At 67.8% G+C, this 21,854-nt stretch carries 17 protein-coding genes; 11 read left to right on the plus strand and 6 right to left on the minus strand.

Going from position 1 to position 21,854, the window contains the following annotated elements; genetic code table 11:
- The first annotated feature begins 94 nt into the window (after positions 1–94).
- Complete coding sequence (locus tag WIT60_RS14795) at positions 95–3,112, plus strand: EAL domain-containing protein (RefSeq protein WP_339584643.1); 3,018 nt, start codon at positions 95–97, stop codon at positions 3,110–3,112.
- On the opposite strand, the gene WIT60_RS14800 is transcribed toward WIT60_RS14795, so the two are convergent.
- Positions 3,052–3,969: an MBL fold metallo-hydrolase gene (locus tag WIT60_RS14800; protein WP_339584644.1), complete on the minus strand. Its 918-nt coding sequence runs from the start codon at positions 3,967–3,969 to the stop codon at positions 3,052–3,054. The two genes, WIT60_RS14795 and WIT60_RS14800, sit on opposite strands and share 61 nt — an antisense overlap.
- A gap of 82 nt (positions 3,970–4,051) precedes the next feature.
- Here WIT60_RS14800 and WIT60_RS14805 point away from each other — a divergent pair, with 82 nt between their 5' ends.
- Both WIT60_RS14805 and WIT60_RS14810 read left to right on the plus strand, forming a co-directional pair.
- Positions 4,052–4,861, plus strand: coding sequence for a motility protein A (locus WIT60_RS14805; RefSeq protein ID WP_339584645.1), 810 nt, complete (start codon positions 4,052–4,054; stop codon positions 4,859–4,861).
- Positions 4,862–4,873: 12 nt separating this feature from the next.
- On the plus strand, positions 4,874–5,752 hold the full coding sequence (locus tag WIT60_RS14810; protein ID WP_339584646.1) for an OmpA/MotB family protein: 879 nt from the start codon (positions 4,874–4,876) through the stop codon (positions 5,750–5,752).
- Between the two features lie 78 nt (positions 5,753–5,830).
- Here the strand turns inward: WIT60_RS14810 and ahpF are convergent, their stop codons facing one another.
- Together ahpF and ahpC are read right to left on the minus strand one after the other, a co-directional pair.
- Positions 5,831–7,387 (minus strand): alkyl hydroperoxide reductase subunit F, encoded by a 1,557-nt coding sequence (gene ahpF / locus WIT60_RS14815; RefSeq protein ID WP_339584647.1) that lies wholly within the window; start codon positions 7,385–7,387, stop codon positions 5,831–5,833.
- A 166-nt stretch (positions 7,388–7,553) separates the two neighbouring features.
- The gene (gene ahpC / locus WIT60_RS14820; RefSeq protein WP_339584648.1) at positions 7,554–8,129 is read right to left on the minus strand and encodes an alkyl hydroperoxide reductase subunit C; all 576 of its coding nucleotides are present in this window, start codon (positions 8,127–8,129) and stop codon (positions 7,554–7,556) included.
- 430 nt (positions 8,130–8,559) lie between these two features.
- On the opposite strand from ahpC, the gene flhD reads away from it, so the two are divergent.
- From flhD to WIT60_RS14855, 7 genes are all read left to right on the plus strand, one after another.
- Entirely contained in the window at positions 8,560–8,883 is a 324-nt protein-coding gene (gene flhD, locus WIT60_RS14825; protein ID WP_339584649.1) for a flagellar transcriptional regulator FlhD, read from the plus strand.
- 49 nt (positions 8,884–8,932) lie between these two features.
- Positions 8,933–9,469: a flagellar transcriptional regulator FlhC gene (gene flhC / locus WIT60_RS14830; protein ID WP_339584650.1), complete on the plus strand. Its 537-nt coding sequence runs from the start codon at positions 8,933–8,935 to the stop codon at positions 9,467–9,469.
- Between the two features lie 125 nt (positions 9,470–9,594).
- Positions 9,595–10,245 (plus strand): ABC transporter ATP-binding protein, encoded by a 651-nt coding sequence (locus WIT60_RS14835; protein WP_339584651.1) that lies wholly within the window; start codon positions 9,595–9,597, stop codon positions 10,243–10,245.
- Positions 10,235–12,832 (plus strand): FtsX-like permease family protein, encoded by a 2,598-nt coding sequence (locus tag WIT60_RS14840; protein ID WP_339584652.1) that lies wholly within the window; start codon positions 10,235–10,237, stop codon positions 12,830–12,832. Before WIT60_RS14835 ends, WIT60_RS14840 begins: the two co-directional genes overlap by 11 nt.
- A gap of 26 nt (positions 12,833–12,858) precedes the next feature.
- Positions 12,859–14,088: a lipocalin-like domain-containing protein gene (locus tag WIT60_RS14845; RefSeq protein WP_339584653.1), complete on the plus strand. Its 1,230-nt coding sequence runs from the start codon at positions 12,859–12,861 to the stop codon at positions 14,086–14,088.
- 61 nt (positions 14,089–14,149) lie between these two features.
- On the plus strand, positions 14,150–15,373 hold the full coding sequence (locus WIT60_RS14850; RefSeq protein ID WP_339584654.1) for an NAD(P)/FAD-dependent oxidoreductase: 1,224 nt from the start codon (positions 14,150–14,152) through the stop codon (positions 15,371–15,373).
- A gap of 135 nt (positions 15,374–15,508) precedes the next feature.
- Positions 15,509–15,721 carry a hypothetical protein gene (locus WIT60_RS14855; protein WP_339584655.1) on the plus strand — a complete coding sequence of 71 codons (213 nt, stop codon included), beginning with the start codon at positions 15,509–15,511 and terminating at the stop codon, positions 15,719–15,721.
- Between the two features lie 47 nt (positions 15,722–15,768).
- Here the strand turns inward: WIT60_RS14855 and WIT60_RS14860 are convergent, their stop codons facing one another.
- From WIT60_RS14860 to WIT60_RS14870, 3 genes are read right to left on the minus strand one after another with little or no spacing between them, the layout of a single operon-like run.
- Positions 15,769–16,863: a 6-pyruvoyl trahydropterin synthase family protein gene (locus tag WIT60_RS14860; RefSeq protein WP_339584656.1), complete on the minus strand. Its 1,095-nt coding sequence runs from the start codon at positions 16,861–16,863 to the stop codon at positions 15,769–15,771.
- A 20-nt stretch (positions 16,864–16,883) separates the two neighbouring features.
- Entirely contained in the window at positions 16,884–17,867 is a 984-nt protein-coding gene (acuI, locus tag WIT60_RS14865) for an acrylyl-CoA reductase (NADPH) (protein ID WP_339584657.1), read from the minus strand.
- 60 nt (positions 17,868–17,927) lie between these two features.
- Positions 17,928–18,902 carry an oxygenase MpaB family protein gene (locus WIT60_RS14870; RefSeq protein WP_339584658.1) on the minus strand — a complete coding sequence of 325 codons (975 nt, stop codon included), beginning with the start codon at positions 18,900–18,902 and terminating at the stop codon, positions 17,928–17,930.
- Between the two features lie 416 nt (positions 18,903–19,318).
- Here WIT60_RS14870 and WIT60_RS14875 point away from each other — a divergent pair, with 416 nt between their 5' ends.
- Positions 19,319–21,829: an adenosylcobalamin-dependent ribonucleoside-diphosphate reductase gene (locus tag WIT60_RS14875; protein ID WP_339584659.1), complete on the plus strand. Its 2,511-nt coding sequence runs from the start codon at positions 19,319–19,321 to the stop codon at positions 21,827–21,829.
- Positions 21,830–21,854 lie beyond the last annotated feature (25 nt).

The following is a 21,854-nucleotide window of genomic DNA, read 5'->3' on the forward strand; positions in this document are numbered from 1 at the left end:
GCTAGGTGGCTCTGCCTGTGCAAGCTGCGTGCCGCACCACGTTGGTGCAGATGAAATTCACCCAAATCATGGCCCTTGACTCAGAATGGTGAACATGCCCACACCCCGTCCACTCAGCTTGGAAGACACGCACTGGAAACGCGCAGCCGAAAGCGCTGGCGACGGCGTGTGGGACTGGTCGATCGCCGACGATGCCATCGAGTTGAGTGCCGGTTTGAGCCAGATCTGGCAACAGGTGCTGGGGCACCCGGGGGCCTTGTCAGGCGCGCGCAGCGAGATCTGGTCACCCCACATTCACCCCGACGACCGCCCCCATGTGGAAGCGGCCCTGCACGCCCACCTGAACCAGGAAACGCCCCATTACCAGTGCGAGTACCGCCTGAGTCGGCCCGATGGCCAGGCCCGCTGGGTGCTGAGCCGCGGGACGGTGGTCGAGCGTGGGCCCCAGGGGGAACCCCTGCGCATGATCGGCACCCTCACCGACATCCACTGGCGCAAACACGCCGAGCAGTTCGAGCAGTTCCGCAGCCACATCCTTGAAATGCTCGCGGGCGGAGAAGACTTGCCGGCCATGCTGGACGCCATCGTGCGCAACGTCGAGCAGTTGGTGCCGTCCACCCTGTGCAGCATCTTGTTGCTGGACCCCGATGGGGTGCACCTGCGGCATGGCGCAGCCCCCAGCCTGCCCGCGTTCTACAACGAGGCCATCGATGGGCTGGCCATCGGGCCCAACACCGGCTCGTGCGGCACAGCGATGTACACCGGTCAACGGGTCATCGTCGAAGACATCCAGCGGCATCCTTACTGGGAACTGTACAAAGGCCTGGCGGCCCGCGCCGGGCTGGGCGCCTGCTGGTCTCAGCCCGTGCTGTCGGCGGCCGGCAAGGTGCTGGGCAGCTTTGCGATCTACCACCGCCAGCCGCAAACCCCGCAGGCGCCCGACATCCAGCTCATCGAGCAGACGGCCCGCCTGGTGAGCATCGCCATCGAACGCAAGGAAAGCGAAGAGCGCCTGCACCTGGCCGCCAGCGTGTTCACCCATGCCCGTGAGGGCATCCTGATCACCGGCCCCGACGCCACCATCATCGACGTCAACGAAGCCTTCACCCGCATCACCGGCTACACCCGTGAGGAGGCGATCGGGCGCAAGCCCAACTTGCTCAACTCCGGCCGTCAGGACCGGTTGTTCTACACCGAGATGTGGCGCGCCCTGCTCGACCGAGGTCACTGGCAGGGTGAGTTGTGGAACCGCCGCAAGAGTGGCGAGCACTATGCCGAGATGAAGACCATCAGCGCCGTGAAAGACGCGCAAGGGCAGGTGCGGCAGTATGTGGCGCTGTTTTCCGACATCACGGCGCTGAAAACCCACGAGGAGCAGCTGCGCTACAACGCCCAGCACGATGCCCTGACAGGCCTGCCCAATCGGGTGCTGCTGGGCACGCGGCTGGACGAGGCCATGGCACACGCGCGGCAACGTGAGCTGCGCCTGGCCGTGCTTTACCTCGACCTCGACGGTTTCAAGGAGGTGAACGACCGGCATGGTCACGAAGTGGGCGACCAGCTGCTCGTGGCCCTGGCCCTGCGCATGCGCGACGCCTTGCGCGAGGGCGACACCTTGGCGCGCCTGGGTGGGGATGAGTTCGTGGCCGTGCTGCACGACCACGGTGAGCTCAGCCACTGGCTGCCAGCGGTCAACCGCATCCTGGCCGCGGCAGCCCAACCTGTGCTGATCGGCCCGCTGAGCCTGCAGGTCTCGGCCAGCGTGGGGGTGACCACCTACCCGCAGTCCGATGCGGTGGACGCCGACCAGCTGCTGCGCCAGGCCGATCAGGCCATGTACCAGGCCAAGCTGCTGGGCAAGAACCGCTGCCATGTCTTTGATTCTGAGCAGGATCGCCATGTGCGCGGCCACCATGAAAGCCTGGAGCGCATCCGTCAGGCTCTGGCCCAGGACGAGCTGGTGCTGCACTACCAGCCCAAGGTCAATCTGCGCACCGGCCAGGTGATCGGCGCAGAGGCCCTGATCCGCTGGCAACACCCCGAACACGGCCTGCTCTCACCCGCGGCATTCCTGCCGGTCATCGAAGACCACGCGCTGGCCATTGAGGTGGGCGAGTGGGTGATCCACACCGCGCTGGCGCAAATCACCACCTGGCGCGCGCAGGGCTTGCGGCTGCCGGTGAGCGTCAACCTGGCGGCACGCCAGTTGCAACAGAGCGACTTCGTGGACCGCCTGCGTCAGGTGCTGGCCGCCCACGCGAGCCAGCACAAAGGGGAGTTGGAGCTGGAGGTGCTGGAGACCAGCGCCCTGGGCGACCTGGCCCGCATCTCTCAAGTGATCGACACCTGCAAGGCCATGGGCGTGAGCTTCGCGCTCGATGATTTCGGCACGGGCTACTCCTCGCTGACCTACCTCAAACGCCTGCCGGTAGACCTGCTCAAGATTGACCAGAGCTTCGTGCGCGACATGCTGGACGACCCGGACGATCTCGCCATCCTGGAAGGCATCCTCGGCTTGTCGACGGCGTTCCACCGCCAGGTGATCGCCGAGGGCGTGGAGACCGTGGACCACGGCGAGATGCTGCTCTATCTGGGATGCGAGCTGGCCCAAGGCTACGGCATTGCCCGCCCGATGCCCGCCGACGCCCTGCCGGGCTGGGTGCAATCATGGCGCCCCCATCCGCGCTGGCTGCAAGCGGGCCAGGTGCACCGCGACGATGTGCCACTGATGCTGGCCATCGTGAAGCACCGCGCCTGGGTACAGGGGATTGAGCGTTACCTGCGTCAGGAGCGCGACGCGCCACCGCCGCTGAACGTGCACCACTGCGACCTGGGTCGCTGGATGGCGCAGGAGCTGTGGGAGACCCTGACCACCCCCGCGCAACGCCAGCGCATCGACGCCCTGCACCACGAAATCCATCGGCTGGCCGAGACCTTGTGTGCACTGCAAGCCCAGACGCGCAGCGCCGAAGCCCTGGCCCGCCTGGGCGAGTTGCAGGCCCTGCGCGACGCCATGCTGGCGCAATTGCAGGCGCTGCACAGCGCGCCGCCTCAGCGGCTGGCCACCAACGCCCCCTCCTGCCAGAGCGCCACCCCCGAGCGCACCAACTGATCGGCCAGACTGGCGCTCAAAGCGGCCACGTCATCGCCCAGGTGCGCCCGCACACCGGGCATGGCGGCATGTGAAGCCTGCACCACCGCCCTGAGGTCGTCGTGCGTCATGCGCCGCACCTCCAACAGCTTGAAAGCCAGCAGCACCTTGAGTGCGTGGTCGGTGTGGCGCTGCGGCTCGTCCTGCAGCCACTGCAGGCGCGAGCGGGCGGCCGCCAGCGAGGGCGCCACGTCATCGAACGGGGCGCCATGGCCCGGAATGACCCAGGCGGGGTCAAGGCTCGCGATCAGGTCCAGCGTGGCCGCCTGTTCGGCAAAGCCCGAGACCCCGGCCAGCTCGGGAAAGATCACGCCAAAGCTCTTTTGCCACAGCGCATCGGCCGAGGCCAGCACGCCCAGGCGATCGCACCACAGCATCACCATGGCATGGTCGTGCCCCTGAGCGGGCAGCGCGGTCCAGTCCTCGCCACCGAGGTGCAGGGTGTCGTGCGGCTGGAAGACGTGGTCGGCATGAAAGCGCGGACACAACTGACTGGTGGCGCGGTAGCTGAGGCGGTCCTCATCCCACGCGGCCACGGCCTCGTGCTCGCCCGGCGGGATCCAGATCGCGCAACCATGGTGCGCCTGCAGCAGGGCGTTGCCGCCCGCATGGTCGGAATGCAGGTGGGTGTTGACGATGCGGCGCAGAGGCCGCCCGTCCCGTGCCGCGTCGATCAGGCGCAAGGTCTCCGCGCCGTCGGTGACGTAGCCGGTGTCCACCACCGTTGCGCCCTCCTCGTCCAGGCACAGCAACTGGTTGGACGACAGCCAGCCACGCTCGATCACCCGCAACGCGGAACTGGGCCAAGGTCGGGACATCGTGGGGCTACCTCCTGAGCAAACAGTCTGCCTCAAAGCACCGCGCGCTACACTCGGATTCGTCTCTATTCCCGCCCTGCCCATGAACCCCTCTGGCTTGATCGGCATCCTCGCCACGGTGCTCTTCCTGGCGATCATCGTCGTGTTCGGCGCGGACAGCCCGATGCGCTTTGTCGATCCGGTGGGCTTCGCCGTGGTGATTGGCGGCACGCTGGCGGCCACCTTCATGAGCTACCCGCCCGGCGAGGTGCTGCGCAGCTTCCGTCTGGCGTCCACCGCCTTGAAGCAAGAGCGCCTGCACAGCGCCCAGCATATCGAGGAGCTGGTGCACATCTCGCGCCTGTGGATCCGCGGCGAGTTGCAGGCGGTGGAAAAGGCCCTCACCACCGTCACCAACCCCTTCCTGCGCACCGGGGTGCAACTGGTCATCGACCGCACCCCCGACGAGTACATCCAGGACCTGCTGCACTGGCGCATGCTGCGTCTGCAGCAGCAAGAGGCCGCCGAGGCCCAGATTTTCAAGGTGATGGCCACCTATGCACCGGCTTTCGGCATGCTGGGCACCTTGCTGGGCCTGATCAATCTGATGGACCTGCTGGGCGCCGGTGACGTCAAGGGCATCGGGGTGCAACTGGGCATCGCGCTGCTGACCACGCTGTACGGCGTGATCCTGTCGAACATGGTGTTCAAGCCGCTGGCGCTGCGCCTGGAGCGCCGCACCGAACGCCGTCTGGCGCTGATGAACATGATCCTCGAAGGCATCTCGATGATGAGCGCGGGCCACAGCCCAGGGCTGATGCGCGAGACGCTCAAGTCCTTCGTGGCCCAGATCGACGATGAACTGTCGGATGCGCACGTCGGTACCAAGCCAGCCGCGCCCCGCCAGCGCTGAGCCCGCCCCACGATGGCCCCGTCTGAGATCCCCGCAGCCCCTTCGGACATTCGGCCCGACATGCCGGACGCACCCCGCTCGGCTGCGCCACTGGATGGACACGAGCCCTCGCAGATGCTGAACCCGCCCCCCCCCGGCACGGCCACGGCGCCGGCCGGAACCGGAGGCGCAACCGCCCCGGCGGCGGCCCTGCCACCGAGCGCACGCGGTCGCTTCGGCCGCTGGCACCTCAAGCCCACGGGGGAGACCGAGGAAGAAAGCTGGCTGCTGACCTATCTGGACGTGATGACGCTGTTGCTCGTCATGATGGTGGTGATGCTGGCTTTTGCCAAACCCGCCACCGAAGACACAGGCCAAGGCCAGGGTCCGGGCGGCACGGCCGCGCCGCGGGCCCAGGCCCCGCTGAACCTGCGTCCGCAACTCAACCAACTGGTCCAGGCGCGTGAGAAGGACCCGCTGGCCGGGCTGCCGCTGGACCAGTTGGGCGAGGGCGTGGAGGTCGTGGTCAATGACGGGGTGGTGAGCTTCCGCATCAACAGCGAAATGCTGTTCCCCTCCGGTCAGACCGACCTGATCGGGCCGGGCGCGGAGATGCTGGCGACGCTGGTGCCGGCCCTCAACGCCATGCCCAACCAGCGCATCGTGGTCGAGGGCCACACCGACAACGTCCCCATCCAGACCGAGCGTTACCCATCGAACTGGGAGCTGTCGAGCGGGCGCGCCGGCAGTGTGGTGCGTCAGCTGATCGCGCTGGGCGTGTCGCCCGATCGCATCCGTGCCACCGGCTTTGCCGACACCAAGCCGCTCAAACCCAATGACAGCGAGGCGAACCGCGCGGCCAACCGGCGTGTGGACCTGGTGCTGGAAACGGTGACCCCGCCCAAAAAGTAAACCCGGCCGAAGCCGGGTCAAGGAGGTGCAGCCCCCTTCGCCCCGCCGCTCAAGCGTCAGGGCCGAGGGGAGGTCTCATCAGGCGCGGATCAGGTGATCGAAGGCGCTCAGGGCGGCGGTGGCACCGGCACCGGCAGCGATCACGATCTGCTTGTACGGCACCGTGGTGCAGTCGCCGGCCGCGAACACGCCCGGCACATTGGTGTGGCCCTTGGCGTCGATGATGATCTCGCCGAACTTGCTCAACTCCACCGTGCCACGCAGGAACTCGGTGTTGGGCACCAGGCCGATCTGCACGAACACGCCTTCAAGCTCGACCAGCTTTTCTTCACCCGTCACGCGGTCCTTGAACTTCAGGCCGTTGACCTTGCCGTCGGCACCGGTGATCTCGGTGGTCTGGGCGTTGGTGTGGATGGTCACGTTGGGCAGGCTCTTGAGCTTGTTGACCAGCACGGCGTCGGCCTTCAACTGGTCGGCAAACTCCACCACCGTCACGTGGGCCACGATGCCGGCCAGGTCGATGGCCGCTTCCACACCCGAGTTGCCGCCACCGATCACCGCCGTGCGCTTGCCCTTGAACAGCGGGCCGTCGCAGTGCGGGCAGTAGGCCACGCCCTTGTTCTTGTACTCGGCTTCGCCGGGCACGTTCACATTGCGCCAGCGGGCACCGGTCGACAGGATCACGGTCTTGGACTTGAGCGAGCCGCCATTGGCCAGCTTCACCTCGATCAAACCACCGGGCTCCGTTGCCGGGATGATGGCCTCGGCGCGCTGCAGGTTCATGATGTCTACGTCATAGGCTTGGGCGTGGGCTTCCAGGGCCGCAGCCAAGGCCGGGCCATTGGTTTCCAGCACCGACGGGTAGTTCTCGATGCCCATCGTGTCGTTGACCTGACCTCCGAAACGCTCGGCGGCCACACCGGTGCGGATGCCCTTGCGGGCGGCGTACACGGCAGCCGCGGCGCCAGCGGGGCCACCACCCACGACCAGCACGTCATACGGGGCCTTGGCACTGAGCTTGGCAGCATCCTTGGCGGCGGCGTTGGTGTCCAGCTTGGCGACGATCTCGCCCAGCTCCATGCGGCCCGAGCCGAAGACCTGGCCGTTGAGGAAGACCATGGGCACGGCCATGATCTCGCGCTCTTCGACCTCGGCCTGGAAGGCACCGCCTTCGATGACCGTGGTCTTGATCTTGGGGTTGAGGATGGCCATGAGCGAGAGCGCCTGCACCACGTCCGGGCAGTTGTGGCAGCTCAGGGACATGTAGACCTCGAAGTTGAAGTCACCGTCCAGACCCTTGATCTGGTCGATCAGGTCTTGCTCTTCCTTGGGCGGGTGGCCGCCGGTCCACAACAGGGCCAGCACCAGCGAGGTGAACTCGTGGCCCAGCGGCAAGCCGGCAAAGCGCAGGCTGTTGGTGGCGCCCACGCGCTGCAGCGTGAACGAGGGCTTGCGGGCGTCTTGCCCGTCGGTCTTCAGGGTGATCTTGTCGGCGCGCAGAGCCTGGATGGTCTGCAGCAGGTCCAACATCTCACGGGAGTTCTCAGAGTCGCTCAGCGATGCGACGATCTCAAAGGGTTGTTGCACGCGCTCCAGGTAAGCGCCGAGTTGAGCCTTGAGGGTATCGTCCAACATGTCTTTCTTCCTTATGTGTTTCAAGCGACTTTGAGAACCGGCCCCCTTTCTTGAAGATGAAAGGGCGGCCAGGGGGCACCCCGGCGAGCCTCATGAGCCCGCAGGGTGTGCATGTTCAAGCAAGTGATGAGGTCAGGCCTCAACACAGATCAAACCAAGGTTTGATTTAGATCTTGCCGACCAGGTCCAGCGAAGGGGTCAGCGCGGCAGCGCCTTCCTTCCACTTGGCCGGGCAGACTTGGCCAGGGTTGGCGGCGGTGAACTGGGCAGCCTTGAGCTTGCGCAGGGTTTCCGACACGTCACGGGCGATCTCGTTGCTGTGGATTTCAGCGGTCTTGATGACGCCTTCGGGGTTGATGATGAAGGTGCCACGCAGTGCCAGGCCTTCTTCTTCGATGTGCACGTCGAAAGCGCGGGTCAGCTTGTGGGTGGGGTCACCGATCAGGGGGAACTTGGCCTTGCCGACGGCGTCGGAGGTCTCGTGCCACACCTTGTGCGAGAAGTGCGTGTCGGTGGTCACGATGTAGACCTCGGCACCGGCCTTCTGGAACTCGGCGTAGTTGTTGGCGGCGTCTTCGATTTCGGTGGGGCAGTTGAAGGTGAAGGCAGCCGGCATGAAGATCAGCACGGACCACTTGCCCTTCAGGCTTTCTTCGGTGACGGTGATGAATTCACCCTTGCCGCCACGGTTCACGAAGGCTTCGGTCTTGAACGGCTGAACTTGCGTGTTGATCAGAGACATTGTTTGGTTCCTGTTGGTTAGGGTTGTGAAGACAACGAAGTGAATCTTAGGCGATCCCTTTGCATAAAGCGAATTGATTGATCGTATTCACCCAATTGTCTAGGGCTATCGACAAAGGTGTCATCCGCCTGTCAGACAAAGGTCCCCATCAACGGGGTGTGAAGCGGGGCGACACCGCCCTCAACCGGGCCACTAGCACGAGATCGTGCGTGCCTCGGCGCTGCTGTACTGGCAAATGCACCGACTTTCCCAGCCAATTGTCTGGATGGTTTCTCCACCGTTTATCTGACGTTCTGTCAGACAAATTCTTACAAGGCGTGTAGCCGGGAGCCGACCTGTCTTACAGCCAGTCTCCTATCAAGAAAACTGGGCGTTGTTTGCACAATAAATCCATCGACAACGCGAACGACATCGCGACAAGGAGACCGAGATGAACAACGAACAGATCCTCGCCGAAATCCGCGAAACCAACCTGTCCTACCTGATGCTGGCCCAGAACCTGATCCGCGCTGACCGCGAGCAGGCCCTGTTCCGCCTGGGCATCTCGGAAGAAGCCGCGGACCGTCTGGCCTCCCTGTCGCCCGCTCAGGTGCTGAAGATCGCATCGAGCAACACCCTGGTGTGCCGCATGCGTGTCGACGACGACCTGGTCTGGACCCTGCTGACCAACCACGGCAAGGGCGCCGGCGCCGACAGCACTTCCCGCCTGCACGCCGCCATCCTGATGGCCGGCAAGCACCAGGAAGCGGCCTGAGTCGCCCCCTGATCCCGATCTGACAGAACAAACACCCCGGAGTCCCACCATGCGTAGCAAGAGCCTGTTGACCGAAGTCAAGCAAATCGACCGCGCCATCACCCTGATCCACCTGGGTGCCCGCCTGCAGGTGCTGGAATCCGAGACCGATCTGTCCTACGAGCGCCTGCTGCGCCTGTACAAGGAAGTCGCCGGCAAGTCGCCGTCCAAGGGCCAGCTGCCCTTCTCGACCGACTGGTTCATGACCTGGCAGCCCAACATCCACGCCAGCCTGTTCCTCAACATCCACGAGTACCTGAACAAGGCATCGGAGATGGAAGAGATCGATGCTGTGATCAAGGCCTACCAGCTCTACCTGGAACAGACCGAAACCCAGGGCCTGGAGCCGCTGCTGTCGGTGACCCGCGCCTGGCGTCTGGTCAAGTTCATCGACAACGGCATGTTGACGATGACCAAGTGCAGCAAGTGCGGTGGCCACTTCGTCACCCACCCCCATGAAATCAGCCGCAACTTCGTGTGCGGCCTGTGCAACCCGCCCGCCCGCGCCGGCAAGGGCAAGGCCGCTGGCGCCCTGCAACTGCACTGATCTGAAGCGCCGTGAGTCGCTGAACTCACACTGTCTCTGTCGTTTTCTCTTGTTGTCGTGTTGAACGGGCCTCTCGGGGCCCGTTTTTTTTCGTGGGTGCGCCGCTTGCCGATATGCTGCCCACCATGCTGAACGTCCACCAACTGAGCAAGCGTTACGGCACCGAGCCGGTGTTCTCCCAGGTCGACCTGCGGGTCGCCCCGGGCGAGTTCGTCGCCATCGTGGGCGAGTCGGGCGTGGGCAAATCCACCTTTTTGAACTGCCTGGCCGGGCTGGACAGCGTCTCGGGCGGCACGGTGCGGGTGCAGGGCACCGACATCACCGCGCTGGACGAGACGGCGCAGGCGCTGTTCCGGCGCCAGCACCTGGGCTTCGTCTTCCAGGCTTTTCATGTCCTGCCGCACCTGAGCGTGGCGCAGAACGTGGCGCTGCCCTTGATGCTGCTGGGCACGCCCGATGCACAACGGGTGGCCGCGGCGCTGGACGCCGTGGGGCTGGGCGGCCTGGGCGAGCGCCTGCCGCAGCAGCTCTCGGGCGGGCAGTTGCAGCGCGTGGCGATTGCACGCGCGCTGATCCACCGGCCGGCACTGATCCTGGCCGACGAGCCCACCGGCAACCTCGACCCGCAGACGGCCGAGACCATCATGGACGCGCTGGTGGCCGAAACCCGCGCGCACGGCGCGGCCTGCGTGATGGTGACGCACTCCAGCGCCGCCGCGCGCCGCGCCGACCGGGTGCTGCGCCTGACCCGCGAGGGCCTGCACGATGCGGCCTGAGGGGGGCACGCCCCGGCTGTCGTCCCCCGTGGGGCGGCTGCTGCGCACCTTCTCTTGGCAGGAGCTGCGCCACCACGGCCTGCGCCACAGCACGGCGGTGCTGGCGGTGTTGCTGGGTGTGGCGCTGGCCTTTGCCGTGCACCTGATCAATGCCTCGGCGCTGAGCGAGTTCAGCGCGGCGGTGCGCTCGGTCAATGGCCAGGCCGACCTGAGCCTGCGCGCGGCGCGGGGCACGCTGGATGAAACGCTGTACCCGACCGTGGCGCAGCGCCCTGAGGTGGCCATCGCCAACCCGGTGATCGAGCAGCAGACGCAGGCACGCCACGGCACGGCGTCACCCGTGGCGCTGCGCGTGCTGGGCCTGGACCCGCTGGTGGCCGGCCCGCTGACGCCGCTGCTGGTGCCACGTCTGGCCACCGACGTACCCGGCGTCGACCGCCTCAGCCTGTTCGCGCCCGACAGCATCTCGCTCAACGCCGCCGCCCAGCGCCAGCTCGGTGTACAGGCGGGAGACACCCTCGCGGTGCAGGCCGGCCTGCGCTGGGTGACGCTGCGCGTGGTCGGCACGGTGAGCGCGGGCGGCGGTCCCCTCGGCGTGATGGACCTGGCCGGCGCCCAGGACACCTTCGGCCTGCATGGCCAACTCAGCCGTCTGGATGTGCAGCTGCAAGGCGGCGCCCAGCCCGAGGCCCTGCTGAAAACCTTGGCGCTGCCACCCGGCGTGATCGCTGATTCGGCCGAGGCGGCCACACAGCGCGTCTCCAACGTGTCGCGCGCCTACCGCGTCAACCTGACGGTGCTGGCCCTGGTGGCGCTCTTCACCGGGGCCTTCCTCGTGTTCTCCATCCTCGCGCTGTCGGTGGCCAAGCGCCAGCAGCAGTTCGCGCTGCTGGGCGTGCTGGGCTTGAGCGGGCGCGAGCGGCTGCAGCTGGTGCTGTGGGAGTCGGCGGTCATCGGCCTGGTCGGCTCGGTGCTGGGCCTGGCCGTGGGCACGGGCCTGGCGGCCACCGCCCTTCAACTGCTGGCCGGCGACCTGGGGGGCGGCTACTTCCCGGGTATCGCGCCCACCCTGCAATGGTCGCCGGGCGCCGCGCTGGTGTACGGCGCCCTGGGCGTGGTCGCCGCCATCGTGGGCGGCCTGCTGCCGGCCCGCGCCGCGCAGCGGCTGGCGCCGGCGCAAGCGCTCAAAGGCCTGGGCGATGCGCCTTCGGGTCGCCACCAGCAGTGGTTCGGCCCGCTGCTCTTGCTGGTCGGGGTGGGGCTGGCGCAACTGCCCGCCGTGAGCGGCGTGCCCGTGGCCGCCTACCTGGCGGTGATGGCCCTGCTGGTGGGCGGCATCGCATGCGTGCCCGGCGCCGTAGGCGCCCTGCTCGGCCTGTGGCCCCGCGCCCCGCTGGCCCGCCACGCCAGCCTGATGCTGCCGGTGGAACGCGCGCGTCGCATGCGGCACACGGCCACGGTCGCCATGGCCGGGGTGGTTGCCAGCCTGAGCCTGTCGGTGGCGCTCACCGTGATGGTGGCGAGCTTTCGCGGCTCGGTCACGCAGTGGCTGGACGTGGTGCTGCCCGCCGACCTGTACGCACGCACGGCCAAAACAGCCGCCGGTGCCGACGCCATGCACCTGGACCACCGCTTTCTGGATGCCATCGCGGCCTTGCCCGGTGTGCAGCGCGCCACCGGCATCCGCGTCAGCAGCCTGAGCCTGCGACCCGATCAACCCGCGGTCGCGCTGCTGGCCCGTCCCGTGGGCGACGGCCCCGGTGACGACGCTCCGGGGCGCAGCCTGCCCCTGGTCAGCGATGCCGTGCCGGCCCGCCCGGGTTTCGTCAGCATCTATGTGAGCGAGGCCATGGTGGACCTGTACGACGCGCGCCCCGGCACCGTGCTGCCCCTGCCGCTGCAGGCCGGTCAGCCCCCCGTGCCCACCTGGGTGCGCGCGGTGTGGCGCGACTACGCGCGCCAGCAAGGTGCCATCGTGATCGGTGAGGCCGACTACCAACGCCTGACGGGTGACACCGGCCTGAACGACCTGGCCCTGCACCTCCAACCTGAAGCGCGCACCGCCGATCTGCAGGCCGCCATCCGCGCCACCGCGGCCGCGCAAGGGCTGGACGGGGCGCTGCTGGAGTTCGCCGAACCGCGCGAAATCCGCCAGACCACGCTGCGCATCTTCGACCGCAGCTTCGCCGTCACCTACTGGCTGCAGGCGGTGGCCATTGGCATTGGGCTGTTCGGCGTGGCGGCGAGCTTTTCGGCGCAGGTGCTGGCGCGGCGCAAGGAGTTCGGCCTGCTCGGCCACCTGGGCTTCACACGCCGACAGATCCTGGGCATCGTGGCCGGGGAGGGCGCGGCACTGACCAGCGTGGGCGCCTTGCTGGGCCTGGGGCTGGGCATCGCGGTCAGCATGGTGCTGGTGCACGTCGTCAACCCGCAGAGTTTCCACTGGACCATGGACCTGCTGCTGCCCTGGCCGCGCCTGGCCGCCCTGTGCGCCAGCGTGGTGGTGGCCGGGACGCTGACCGCGCTGCTGGCCGGCCGCGCCGCCGTGGGCCGCGATGCGGTGCTGGCCGTGAAGGAGGACTGGTGATGTCGGCATCGAATCGGCACCCGCGAATGACGCCGCCGATGCGCCTGGACGGGCCAGCCCGCCGACGCTGGCTGCAACAGGCCGCCAGCCTGCCGCTGCTGATCGGCTTGCCCGCCCTGGATGAAGCTCAATCTGCGAGCCCCTCGCCAGGATCTGCCACAGCGGCCTCGGCACCGCCGGTGGCGCCACAGGCAAGCGCCACACCCCCGCACCCGACCGCATCAGGTCAGAACCTGATCCAGCCCGGCCGCGTCTTGCGCTTCCCGCGCGACCACGGCGCCCACCCGGACACGCGCACCGAGTGGTGGTACCTCACAGGCTCGCTGCAGACCGGGCCCTCCAGCGCGTCCGCCGCAGCCACCTACGGCTTTCAGATCACCTTCTTCCGCTCCCGCGTGGACGTGGCCGCACACAGCGCCAGCCGCTTTGCCGTCCGCCAGCTGATCTTCGCGCACGCGGCAGTCACCGACCTGCAGCGCGGCGAGCTGCTGCACGACCAGCGCATCGCCCGCGCCGGCTGGGGGCTGGTCGACGCCTCTGAAAACGACACCCGCCTCACGCTGCGCGACTGGCAACTGCAACGCACCGGCCCCGCCGAGCGCAGCGTGTACCGCAGCCGCATTCCGACACGCGCCTTCGGGCTCGACCTGACTTTCACGCAAACCCAGCCGGTACTCTTGCAAGGCCAAGCGGGTTTTTCACGCAAGGGCCCGGACCTGAGCCAGGCCAGCCACTATTACTCCCACCCGCATCTGGCGGTACAGGGCGGCCTGCGCCTGCACGGCCAGACACTGACCGTGCGGGGCCATGCCTGGCTCGACCACGAATGGAGCGAGGCGCTGATGCACCCCGAAGCCGTCGGCTGGGACTGGATCGGCATGAACCTGCACGACGGCAGCGCGCTCACCGCCTTCCGCCTGCGCCGCCGCGATGGCAGCACACTGTGGACGGGCGGCAGCTGGCGCACGCCGGGCCAAGCCGCGCGGATCTTCACCCACCCCGATGTGCGCTTCACCCCGGGTCGCACCTGGCAAAGCCCCGCCAGCGGCGCCCGCTACCCGGTCGAGTGGACGGTGGACACGCCCGCCGGGCGCTTTCAGGTGCGCGCCCGCCTCGACGCGCAAGAACTCGACAGCCGCGGCAGCACCGGCAGCATCTACTGGGAAGGCCTGAGCGAGTTGCGCAACGCCGAAGGCACGGTGGTCGGCAGCGGTTACCTTGAGATGACCGGCTACGCGGGTGCCCTGGCGCTGTGAGCGTGTCGCTCGTCCAGCGCCCGTCTCGCATTCATGGGGCGCCGCTACACTGGCGCACACCATGAACCTAGCTTTCGACCTTCTGCCCGCCCACTGCGACGTCCTGGTCGTGGGGGCCGGCCCATCCGGCAGCGCCGCCGCCCTGACGCTGGCCCGTGCGGGCTTCGACGTGGTGCTGATCGACCAGCACACCTTCCCGCGCGACAAGATCTGTGGCGATGGCCTGATCCCCGACGCGCACCAGGCCCTGCGTGAACTGGGCGTGCTCGACGCGGTGATGGCGGTGGCCCAGCCCGTGAGCCATGTCCGCTGCGTGGCCCCTCGCGGCGGACGCCTGGACGTGCCCGGCGACATGGCCGTGCTGCCGCGCCGCCAGCTCGACGACATCGTGTGCCGTGCCGCCGTGGCGGCCGGAGCCCGCATGCACGCGCCCGTGCGCTTCGTGGCGCCGCTGGAACAGGACGGCCGCGTGGTCGGCGCCCGGGTGCAACACGGCGACGCCCAGCACGAGGTGCGTGCCACCTGGGTGCTGCTGGCCAGCGGCGCCGCCCCACAGGCGCTGATCGCGGCCGACATGGCCGAGCGCCAAACCCCCAGCGGTGTGGGCCTGCGTGGCTACATCCGCCACCCCGGACTGGTCGACCGCATCCAGGGCCTGGAGATCATCTGGCACCATGCCCTGAAACCCGGCTACGGCTGGATCTTTCCGTGTGGCGACGGGGTCTTCAACATCGGCGTGGGGCTGACCGACGGCGTCGATGGCGAACGCGCCAAGGGTAAGCTGAACCTGCGCCAGCTCTACCAGCGCCTGACCGAAATCCACCCCCTGGCCCACGAACTCGTCACCCAGGGTACCCCGCTGGGCGAGCTCAAAGGCGCCCCCTTGCGCTTCAGCCTGGAAGGGGCCCGCTTCAGCCGCCCCGGCCTGCTGGTGTGCGGCGAAGCCGCCGGCAGCACCTATTCCTTCACCGGGGAAGGCATCGGCAAGGCCTTGCAGACCGGCATCCTGGCCGCCCGCGCCCTGATCGATGCGCGCACACAAGGGCTGGACGATGCGGCCACCTGCGACCGACACGATGCCCAGCTGCACGCGCTGCAACCGCGCTATGAGATGTACCGTAAGGCCAACTGGGTCAACCGCCAGCCCTGGCTGGCCGACCTGGTGATCTGGCGCGCCAACCGCAGCCCGCGCATCCGCCAGCGCATCGCCGGTCTGCTCAATGAAACCAGCAACCCCGGCCACCTGCTCACCCTGCGGGGACTCTACAAGCTGTTCACCGAGTAAGCCGGCGCCCGTTCACCCCTGCTCGAGCGGCGCCATGCGAACTCAGGGGGATACCGACTTGCGTTCAACGCCAAGCAGTCATACAACTGCATTCCGGGTCGCCATCCTGCGGCCTGCGATGGCTCAGGAGGCACGATGAACGGCACCCGACCTCACCCCTTGTCGCTGCGGGAACGCATGCGACTGATCACCACCGGCGCCTGTGTGCTGATGGGGCTGCTGGGCCTGTGGAGCTTGCTCAGCGCCCGTCCGGTGCACGGCGCGCTGGCCCTGGCCGCCTCGCTCTTGCTGGTGCAAGGCAGCATCTGGGGCCGCAAGGCCCGGCGCACACCACTTCGGCATCGCTGACAGCGCCCTGATCAGGTGACCAGACGGCGCCCCCGCCGCGCACCGGATCAGATCGGCAGCGCCGGCCCCTCATGGCCGAGCAGCGCGATCGCGCCACTGCCGCGCGTCTCGTACAGGTCCACCCGGTCCACCTGGGGCAGCACCTTGCGTGCTTCGCGCAAGACCCAGTGCGAGAGCGAGGCGGTGTCGCAGTCCTCCAAGCCCGGCAACTCGTGCAGCGGGTGGTGGTCCAGCGCCTTGAAGATGGGATTGAAGCGGTCTTTCACATCGCCGAAGTCCACCGTCCAGCCCATCACCGCGTCCAGCGGCGCCGACAGGTGCAGGCGCAGCGTGTAGGTGTGGCCGTGGATGTGGGCCAGCGGGTCATCGCTCGGCGCGTGGCGCAGGAAGAGGGCGCTGTCGAGCGTCATCTCCTTCCAGATGCGGTAGTCCGTGCCATTGAAATTGGCCCCGCACGAACCGGTTTCGTACACCGTGACCCACGACAGTTCGGGCAGCACCGCCTTCAGGCGCGTCCACAACCAGCCCGCCAGCACCTCGCTGGTGGGGTTGTCCAGACCATCGATGGCGTTCAGATAACGGTGGTGCAGCTGGTAATGGAAGGGCGCCCAGATGGCGTCCAGGTGGTCGTAGTCGATGCTCAGGTCGCGCCCGCCGGCATCCTGGTTGGCGTGCACGATGACCTCGAAGCCGTGGCCATGCAGGCGCCCGCACTTGTGCCCCATCGGCACATTGGGCAGCTTGTGGGCCGATTCAAACCGGTAACGCCGCCACACATGGGCCTGGTCCTGCCCGTCCAGGTCCACACCCTGGTCGGCCGTGCTCTGGATGCCCACCTGGGTCAGACCCGGCACCGCCAGCTGGTCACGCAGCCAGCGCGCCAGGTTCTCGTCGGTGGGCAGAGGCAGGATGTCGTTGAGCAGGCGGTAGTCAAGCTGGGCCGTGCAGGCCTGCAGGCGCTGCTGCAAGGCGGCCACCTCGCCACCGGGGTAAGGCGCCCAGCCGTCGGGCAGGTCGGCGCGCACCTGGGCGACAAAGCTGTGACCATGCAGACGGTGGCTGCGGTGGTCCGACGGCAACACGCCGACCTGGCGGGCCGACTCGAAGCCGCTGGAGGCGGCGTGCAGGGTGGTCAAGCTCATGGCCGCTCAGACTTTCTCGCTCAGGCGTTCACGTCCACCACCACGCGGCCGCGCACCTGACCGGCCAGCAGCTGGGGCGCCACGTCCAACGCCTCGGCCAGTCCGATGGTGCGGGTGATGGCGTCGAGGTGGCTCACCTCCAGGTCGGTGGCCAGACGCTGCCAGGCTTGCAGACGGTCGGGGCGCGGGCACATCACGCTGTCCACCCCGGCCAGGGTCACGCCCCGCAGGATGAAGGGGGCCACGGTGGACGGGAAGTCCATGCCGCCGGCCAGACCACAGGCGGCCACGGTGCCGCGGTACTTCATCTGGGCACACACATTGGCCAGGGTGTGGCTGCCCACGGTGTCCACGGCGCCCGCCCAACGCTCCTTCGCCAGGGGCTTGCCTGGGGCGGTGAACTCGGCGCGGTCGAGCACGGTGGTCGCGCCCAGGCCCTTGAGGTAGTCGGCCTCTTGCGGACGGCCGGTCACGGCGGCCACGTTGTAGCCCAGCTTGGCGAGCAGGGAGACCGCAAAGCTGCCCACGCCGCCGGCGGCGCCAGTCACCACCACCTCACCCTGCGCGGGCGTCACGCCGTGGCGCTCCAACGCCATCACACACAACATGGCGGTGTAGCCGGCGGTGGCAATGGCCATGGCCTGCCAGGGTGTGAAGGCCGCGGGCAGCGGCACCAGCCAGTCGCCTTTCAGGCGCGCGCGCTGCGCCAGGCCGCCCCAATGGGTTTCGCCCACGCCCCAACCGTTGAGGACCACGGCATCGCCCACCTGGTAGTCAGGGTGGCTGCTGTGCTCGACGGTGCCCACCAGGTCCACACCCGGCACCATGGGAAACTTGCGCACCACCGGCGAGCGGCCGGTGATGGCCAGGCCGTCCTTGTAGTTCAGGGTGGAATAGTCCACCCGCACGGTCACATCGCCCTCGGGCAGGGCGATGTCGTCCAGTTCGGTCAGGCCGGCGCGGTAACCCTGGTCGTCTTTCTCGATGAGGATGGCTTTGAACATGTGGGGCGTCCTTTCAGAAGCCGCCAGCATAGCGCGGCCCCCACGCGTTGGGGGTGCAGATCAGCGCCAGGCGTGGGGACAACGCCCAGCAGGGGCGCCCGCGGGCGCCGCGCCCTCATCCGATGGGGGCACCACCGCACCTTCGGCGCGCTGCAGGTGCACCGGCTGGAGCTGCTCGATGCGGTAACGGTTGCCCGGGTAGGTGCGGTTGGGCGTGTCGGCCAGGCGCAGCGGGTAGGCGCCCAGGCGGGTGCCACGGCGCAGCCAGCCATAGGTGCGCAGGCTGCCGCGCACCAGTGCCGCGAACCAGCGGGGTGGCCGACGCGCGCCCACCGCATTCAAGAACAGCTCATCATCGTCGAACAGGCTGTAAACCACCCAGGGCACCAGGCCCCGCAGCGGCGCCGGCAGCCAGGCCTGCCCCACCCGCAAGGTGTCTTGGGCGACCTGGGCGCTGGCGGCGCAGGGCTTGAAATGGCGCTGCTTGTAGCCCTCGATGAAGGCATCGAAGGCGGCGCGGGTGGGGGGGATGTCGCGCAGGCCCATGCGCCGGCCGATCTCGGTCCAGAACAGGAAGCCGGCTTCGCGCTCGTGCGCGGTCATGGGCCGGCGCGCGTACACCTTGCTCCAGCGCAGCGGAAACTCGATGAAGGTCCACAGCACGAACAGGTAGTCGTCGTTGGGGATGCGGTAGTGCGCATGCGTGCGGTTGATGCGGTCGAGCGCCTGCGCGCCCACCTCGCTGTCCCAGCCCGCCTCCAGAAAATGGCCGATCAGCAGGCGGGTGTCGTCGTAGCGCTTTTGACCGTGCTCACGGAACTCGCCGGTACGGTTCAGCAGAGTCGAGACCGAGTCACTGCCATAGGTGTAGAACAGCGCCAACTCCAGCGCGCGCTGCATGTCCCAGGCCATGTCGTACTGGCCCATCAGGCGCACGATGCGCTGGCAATCGGCACGCGCATCCAGCGCGGCGATGGTGCGCGCCACCTCGGGATCGGGGAACAGGCCCCAGCGCTTGCGAAACGGTTCGGACATGGTGACGGCTCCCTGGCTCCTGGTGTGCCCCGCAGTGTCGCCGGTGCCCCGCGCCATGTCGCCCCCACGCCTGCCACCAGCGGGATGCCACGGGGAGAAAAGACGCCACCGACGGGACACCCTCACACACCAGGGAATACCCTGATCTCTCACTCAAGCTCCCGCCCGGCAACAGGCAGACCGGTCGCGGCACAGGCATACTCTCGCCCTCGCTCGCGCCCTGCGGCACGGCCCCACATGACGGCGGCCTGTCTCCACCCTGGGGCGATCAGGGGCATTCGCCCCCGTCCAACGAATCATTGCGACGGCGCAAAATCCAACCCCTCCGACGTAATACAGTCGAGGCCGTCCTGTGCCGCCGCGTCCCGTCCGCGCCCGCACACCGCGGCCCGTTCAACCCCTCTCATTTGCTTGTCATGACCCACACCACCGCTCTCGCGCTCCCGCCCCAAGAGGCCTCCGTTGACGTCCTGCTGGAGAAGTACGCCGAGCCCGGTGAGACCTCGGTCGATGACGTGCGCCGCCGCGTCGCCAAGGGTCTGGCCACCATCGAAAAGACCCCGCAAGCTCAGCAGAAGTGGGAAGCCACCTTCTACGAAGCCCAGCGTGACCTGGGCGTGGTGATGGGCGGGCGCATCAACGCCGCCGCCGGCCTGGCCGACACCGCCGCCACCCTGATCAACTGCTTCGTGCAACCGGTGGGCGACGCGATGATCGGCGCCGACGGTCAGATCGGCATCATGGACGCCGCCTCGCAGGCCGCCGAAACCATGCGCCGTGGCGGTGGCGTGGGCTACAACTTCAGCGCCATCCGTCCCAAGGGCGGCTGGGTCAAGAAGACCAACTCGCGTGCCTCGGGCCCGGTCAGCTTCATGAAGGTGTTCGACCAGGTCTGCCAGACGGTCGAATCCGCCGGCGCCCGCCGTGGCGCGCAGATGGGCGTGCTCAACGTCTCGCACCCCGACATCGAGGATTTCATCGTCGCCAAGCGCACGCCCGGCACCCTGAACAACTTCAACGTGTCGGTCGGCATCGTCGAAGGCTTCATGGAAGCCCTGGCCGCCGACGGCGACTGGGAACTGGTGCACGCCGCCCAGCCTCACCCCGAAGTACCCGACACCTACCAGCGCGAAGACGGCCTGTGGGTCTACAAGGTGGTCAAGGCCCGCCACCTGTGGGACACCATCATGAAGTCGACCTACGACTTCGCCGAGCCTGGCGTGCTCTTCCTCAACCGCATCAACGAGGAAAACAACCTCGCCTACTGCGAAACCATCGAGGCCACCAACCCCTGCGGCGAGCAGGCCCTGCCCGCCTACGGCTGCTGCGACCTGGGCTCGATCAACCTGGTCAGCCACGTGCGCAACGCCTTCGAGCCGAACGCCAGCTTTGACTTCGCCTCCTTCGAGCAAGGCATTGCCGTGGCCGTGCGCATGCTCGACAACGTGCTGGACGCCACCGTGTGGCCGCTGAAAGAGCAAGGCACCGAGTCGGCCGCCAAGCGCCGCATCGGCCTGGGCTTCCTGGGCCTGGGCGACGCCCTGGTGATGATGGGCCTGCGCTACGACAGCCCCGAAGGCCGTGACATGGCTGCCAAGATTTCGGCCACGCTGCGCGACGCCGCCTACACTGCCTCGGTGGAGCTGGCCAAGGAACGCGGCCCCTTCCCGCTGTTCAACGCCGACCAGTACCTCAACACCGGTGCGTTCGCCAAGCGCCTGCCCGAGAAGCTGCGCAAGGAGATCCGCAAGCACGGCCTGCGCAACTCGCACCTGCTGTCGATCGCGCCCACCGGCACCATCACGCTGGCTTTTGCCGACAACGCCACCAACGGCATCGAGCCTGCCTTCTCGTGGACCTACAACCGCAAGAAGCGCATGCCCGACGGCGGCCACCGCATCTACGCCGTGGAAGACCACGCCTACCGCGTCTACCTGAGCCGTGGCGGTGACCCCAAGAACCTGCCCGACGCCTTCGTGTCGGCCCAGGACATGAGCGCCATCGCCCACGTGGAAATGGTCGCGGCCGTGGCCCCCTTCATCGACGCGGCCATCTCCAAGACCATCAACGTCCCAGCCGACTACCCCTTCGCCGACTTTGCCGACCTGTACCTGCAGGCCTACCGCATGGGCCTGAAGGGCATCACCACCTACCGCCCCAACGCCACACTGGGCGCCGTGCTGTCGGTGGACACGCCCGCTGCCGCACCGGCCGCAGGCACCGCTCCGGCTGGCGCGGGTCGCAACGACGACGATCCGCTGCGCAAGCAGTTCGACTCGCGTCCGATGGGCGACCTCGAAGGCATCACCTCCAAGGTCGAGTACATGACGTTTGAGGGCAAGCAGGCCGTCTACGTCACCGTGAACTTCCTGCGCGTGCAAGGCACGATCGACGGCAAGGAAGTCACCATCGAGCGCCCGATCGAGTTCTTCATCCCCGGCGGCCAGACCTCGGACGGCCAGCAGTGGATCACCTCGAGCATGCGCCTGCTGTCGATGGTGGGTCAGTCCGGTGGCTCGGTGGCCAAGGCCGTCGCCTCGATGCGCAAGGTGGTGTGGGACAAGGGGCCGGTCCGCTTCGGCATGATCGAGCGCGCCGACGGCACCGTGGCCCCGCGCTTCCACGACTCCGACGTGGCCGCCATCGGCTTCGCGCTGCAGCAGATCCTGGCCAAGCGTGGCTTCCTGGACGCCGAAGGCAACCAGGTCCCGGCCCTGCAACTGGCCGCCCGCCTGGCACGCCGTGACGAAGAGCTGGGCCACCACCTGCAGCCCACCGACTACAGCATCACGGCGTCGAGCGGCAACAACGGCCACACCGTGCCCAACTCGGGCAAGAAGTGCCCCGAGTGCGGCGCGCATGAAATGCACAAGGTCGACGGCTGCATGAAGTGCGCCAACTGTGGCGCCATCGGCAGCTGCGGCTGATCACCTCAGCGTGATGCAAAAGGGG

This window comes from Aquabacterium sp. G14, from assembly GCF_037482285.1.
Classification (GTDB): Bacteria; Pseudomonadota; Gammaproteobacteria; order Burkholderiales; family Burkholderiaceae_C; genus Aquabacterium.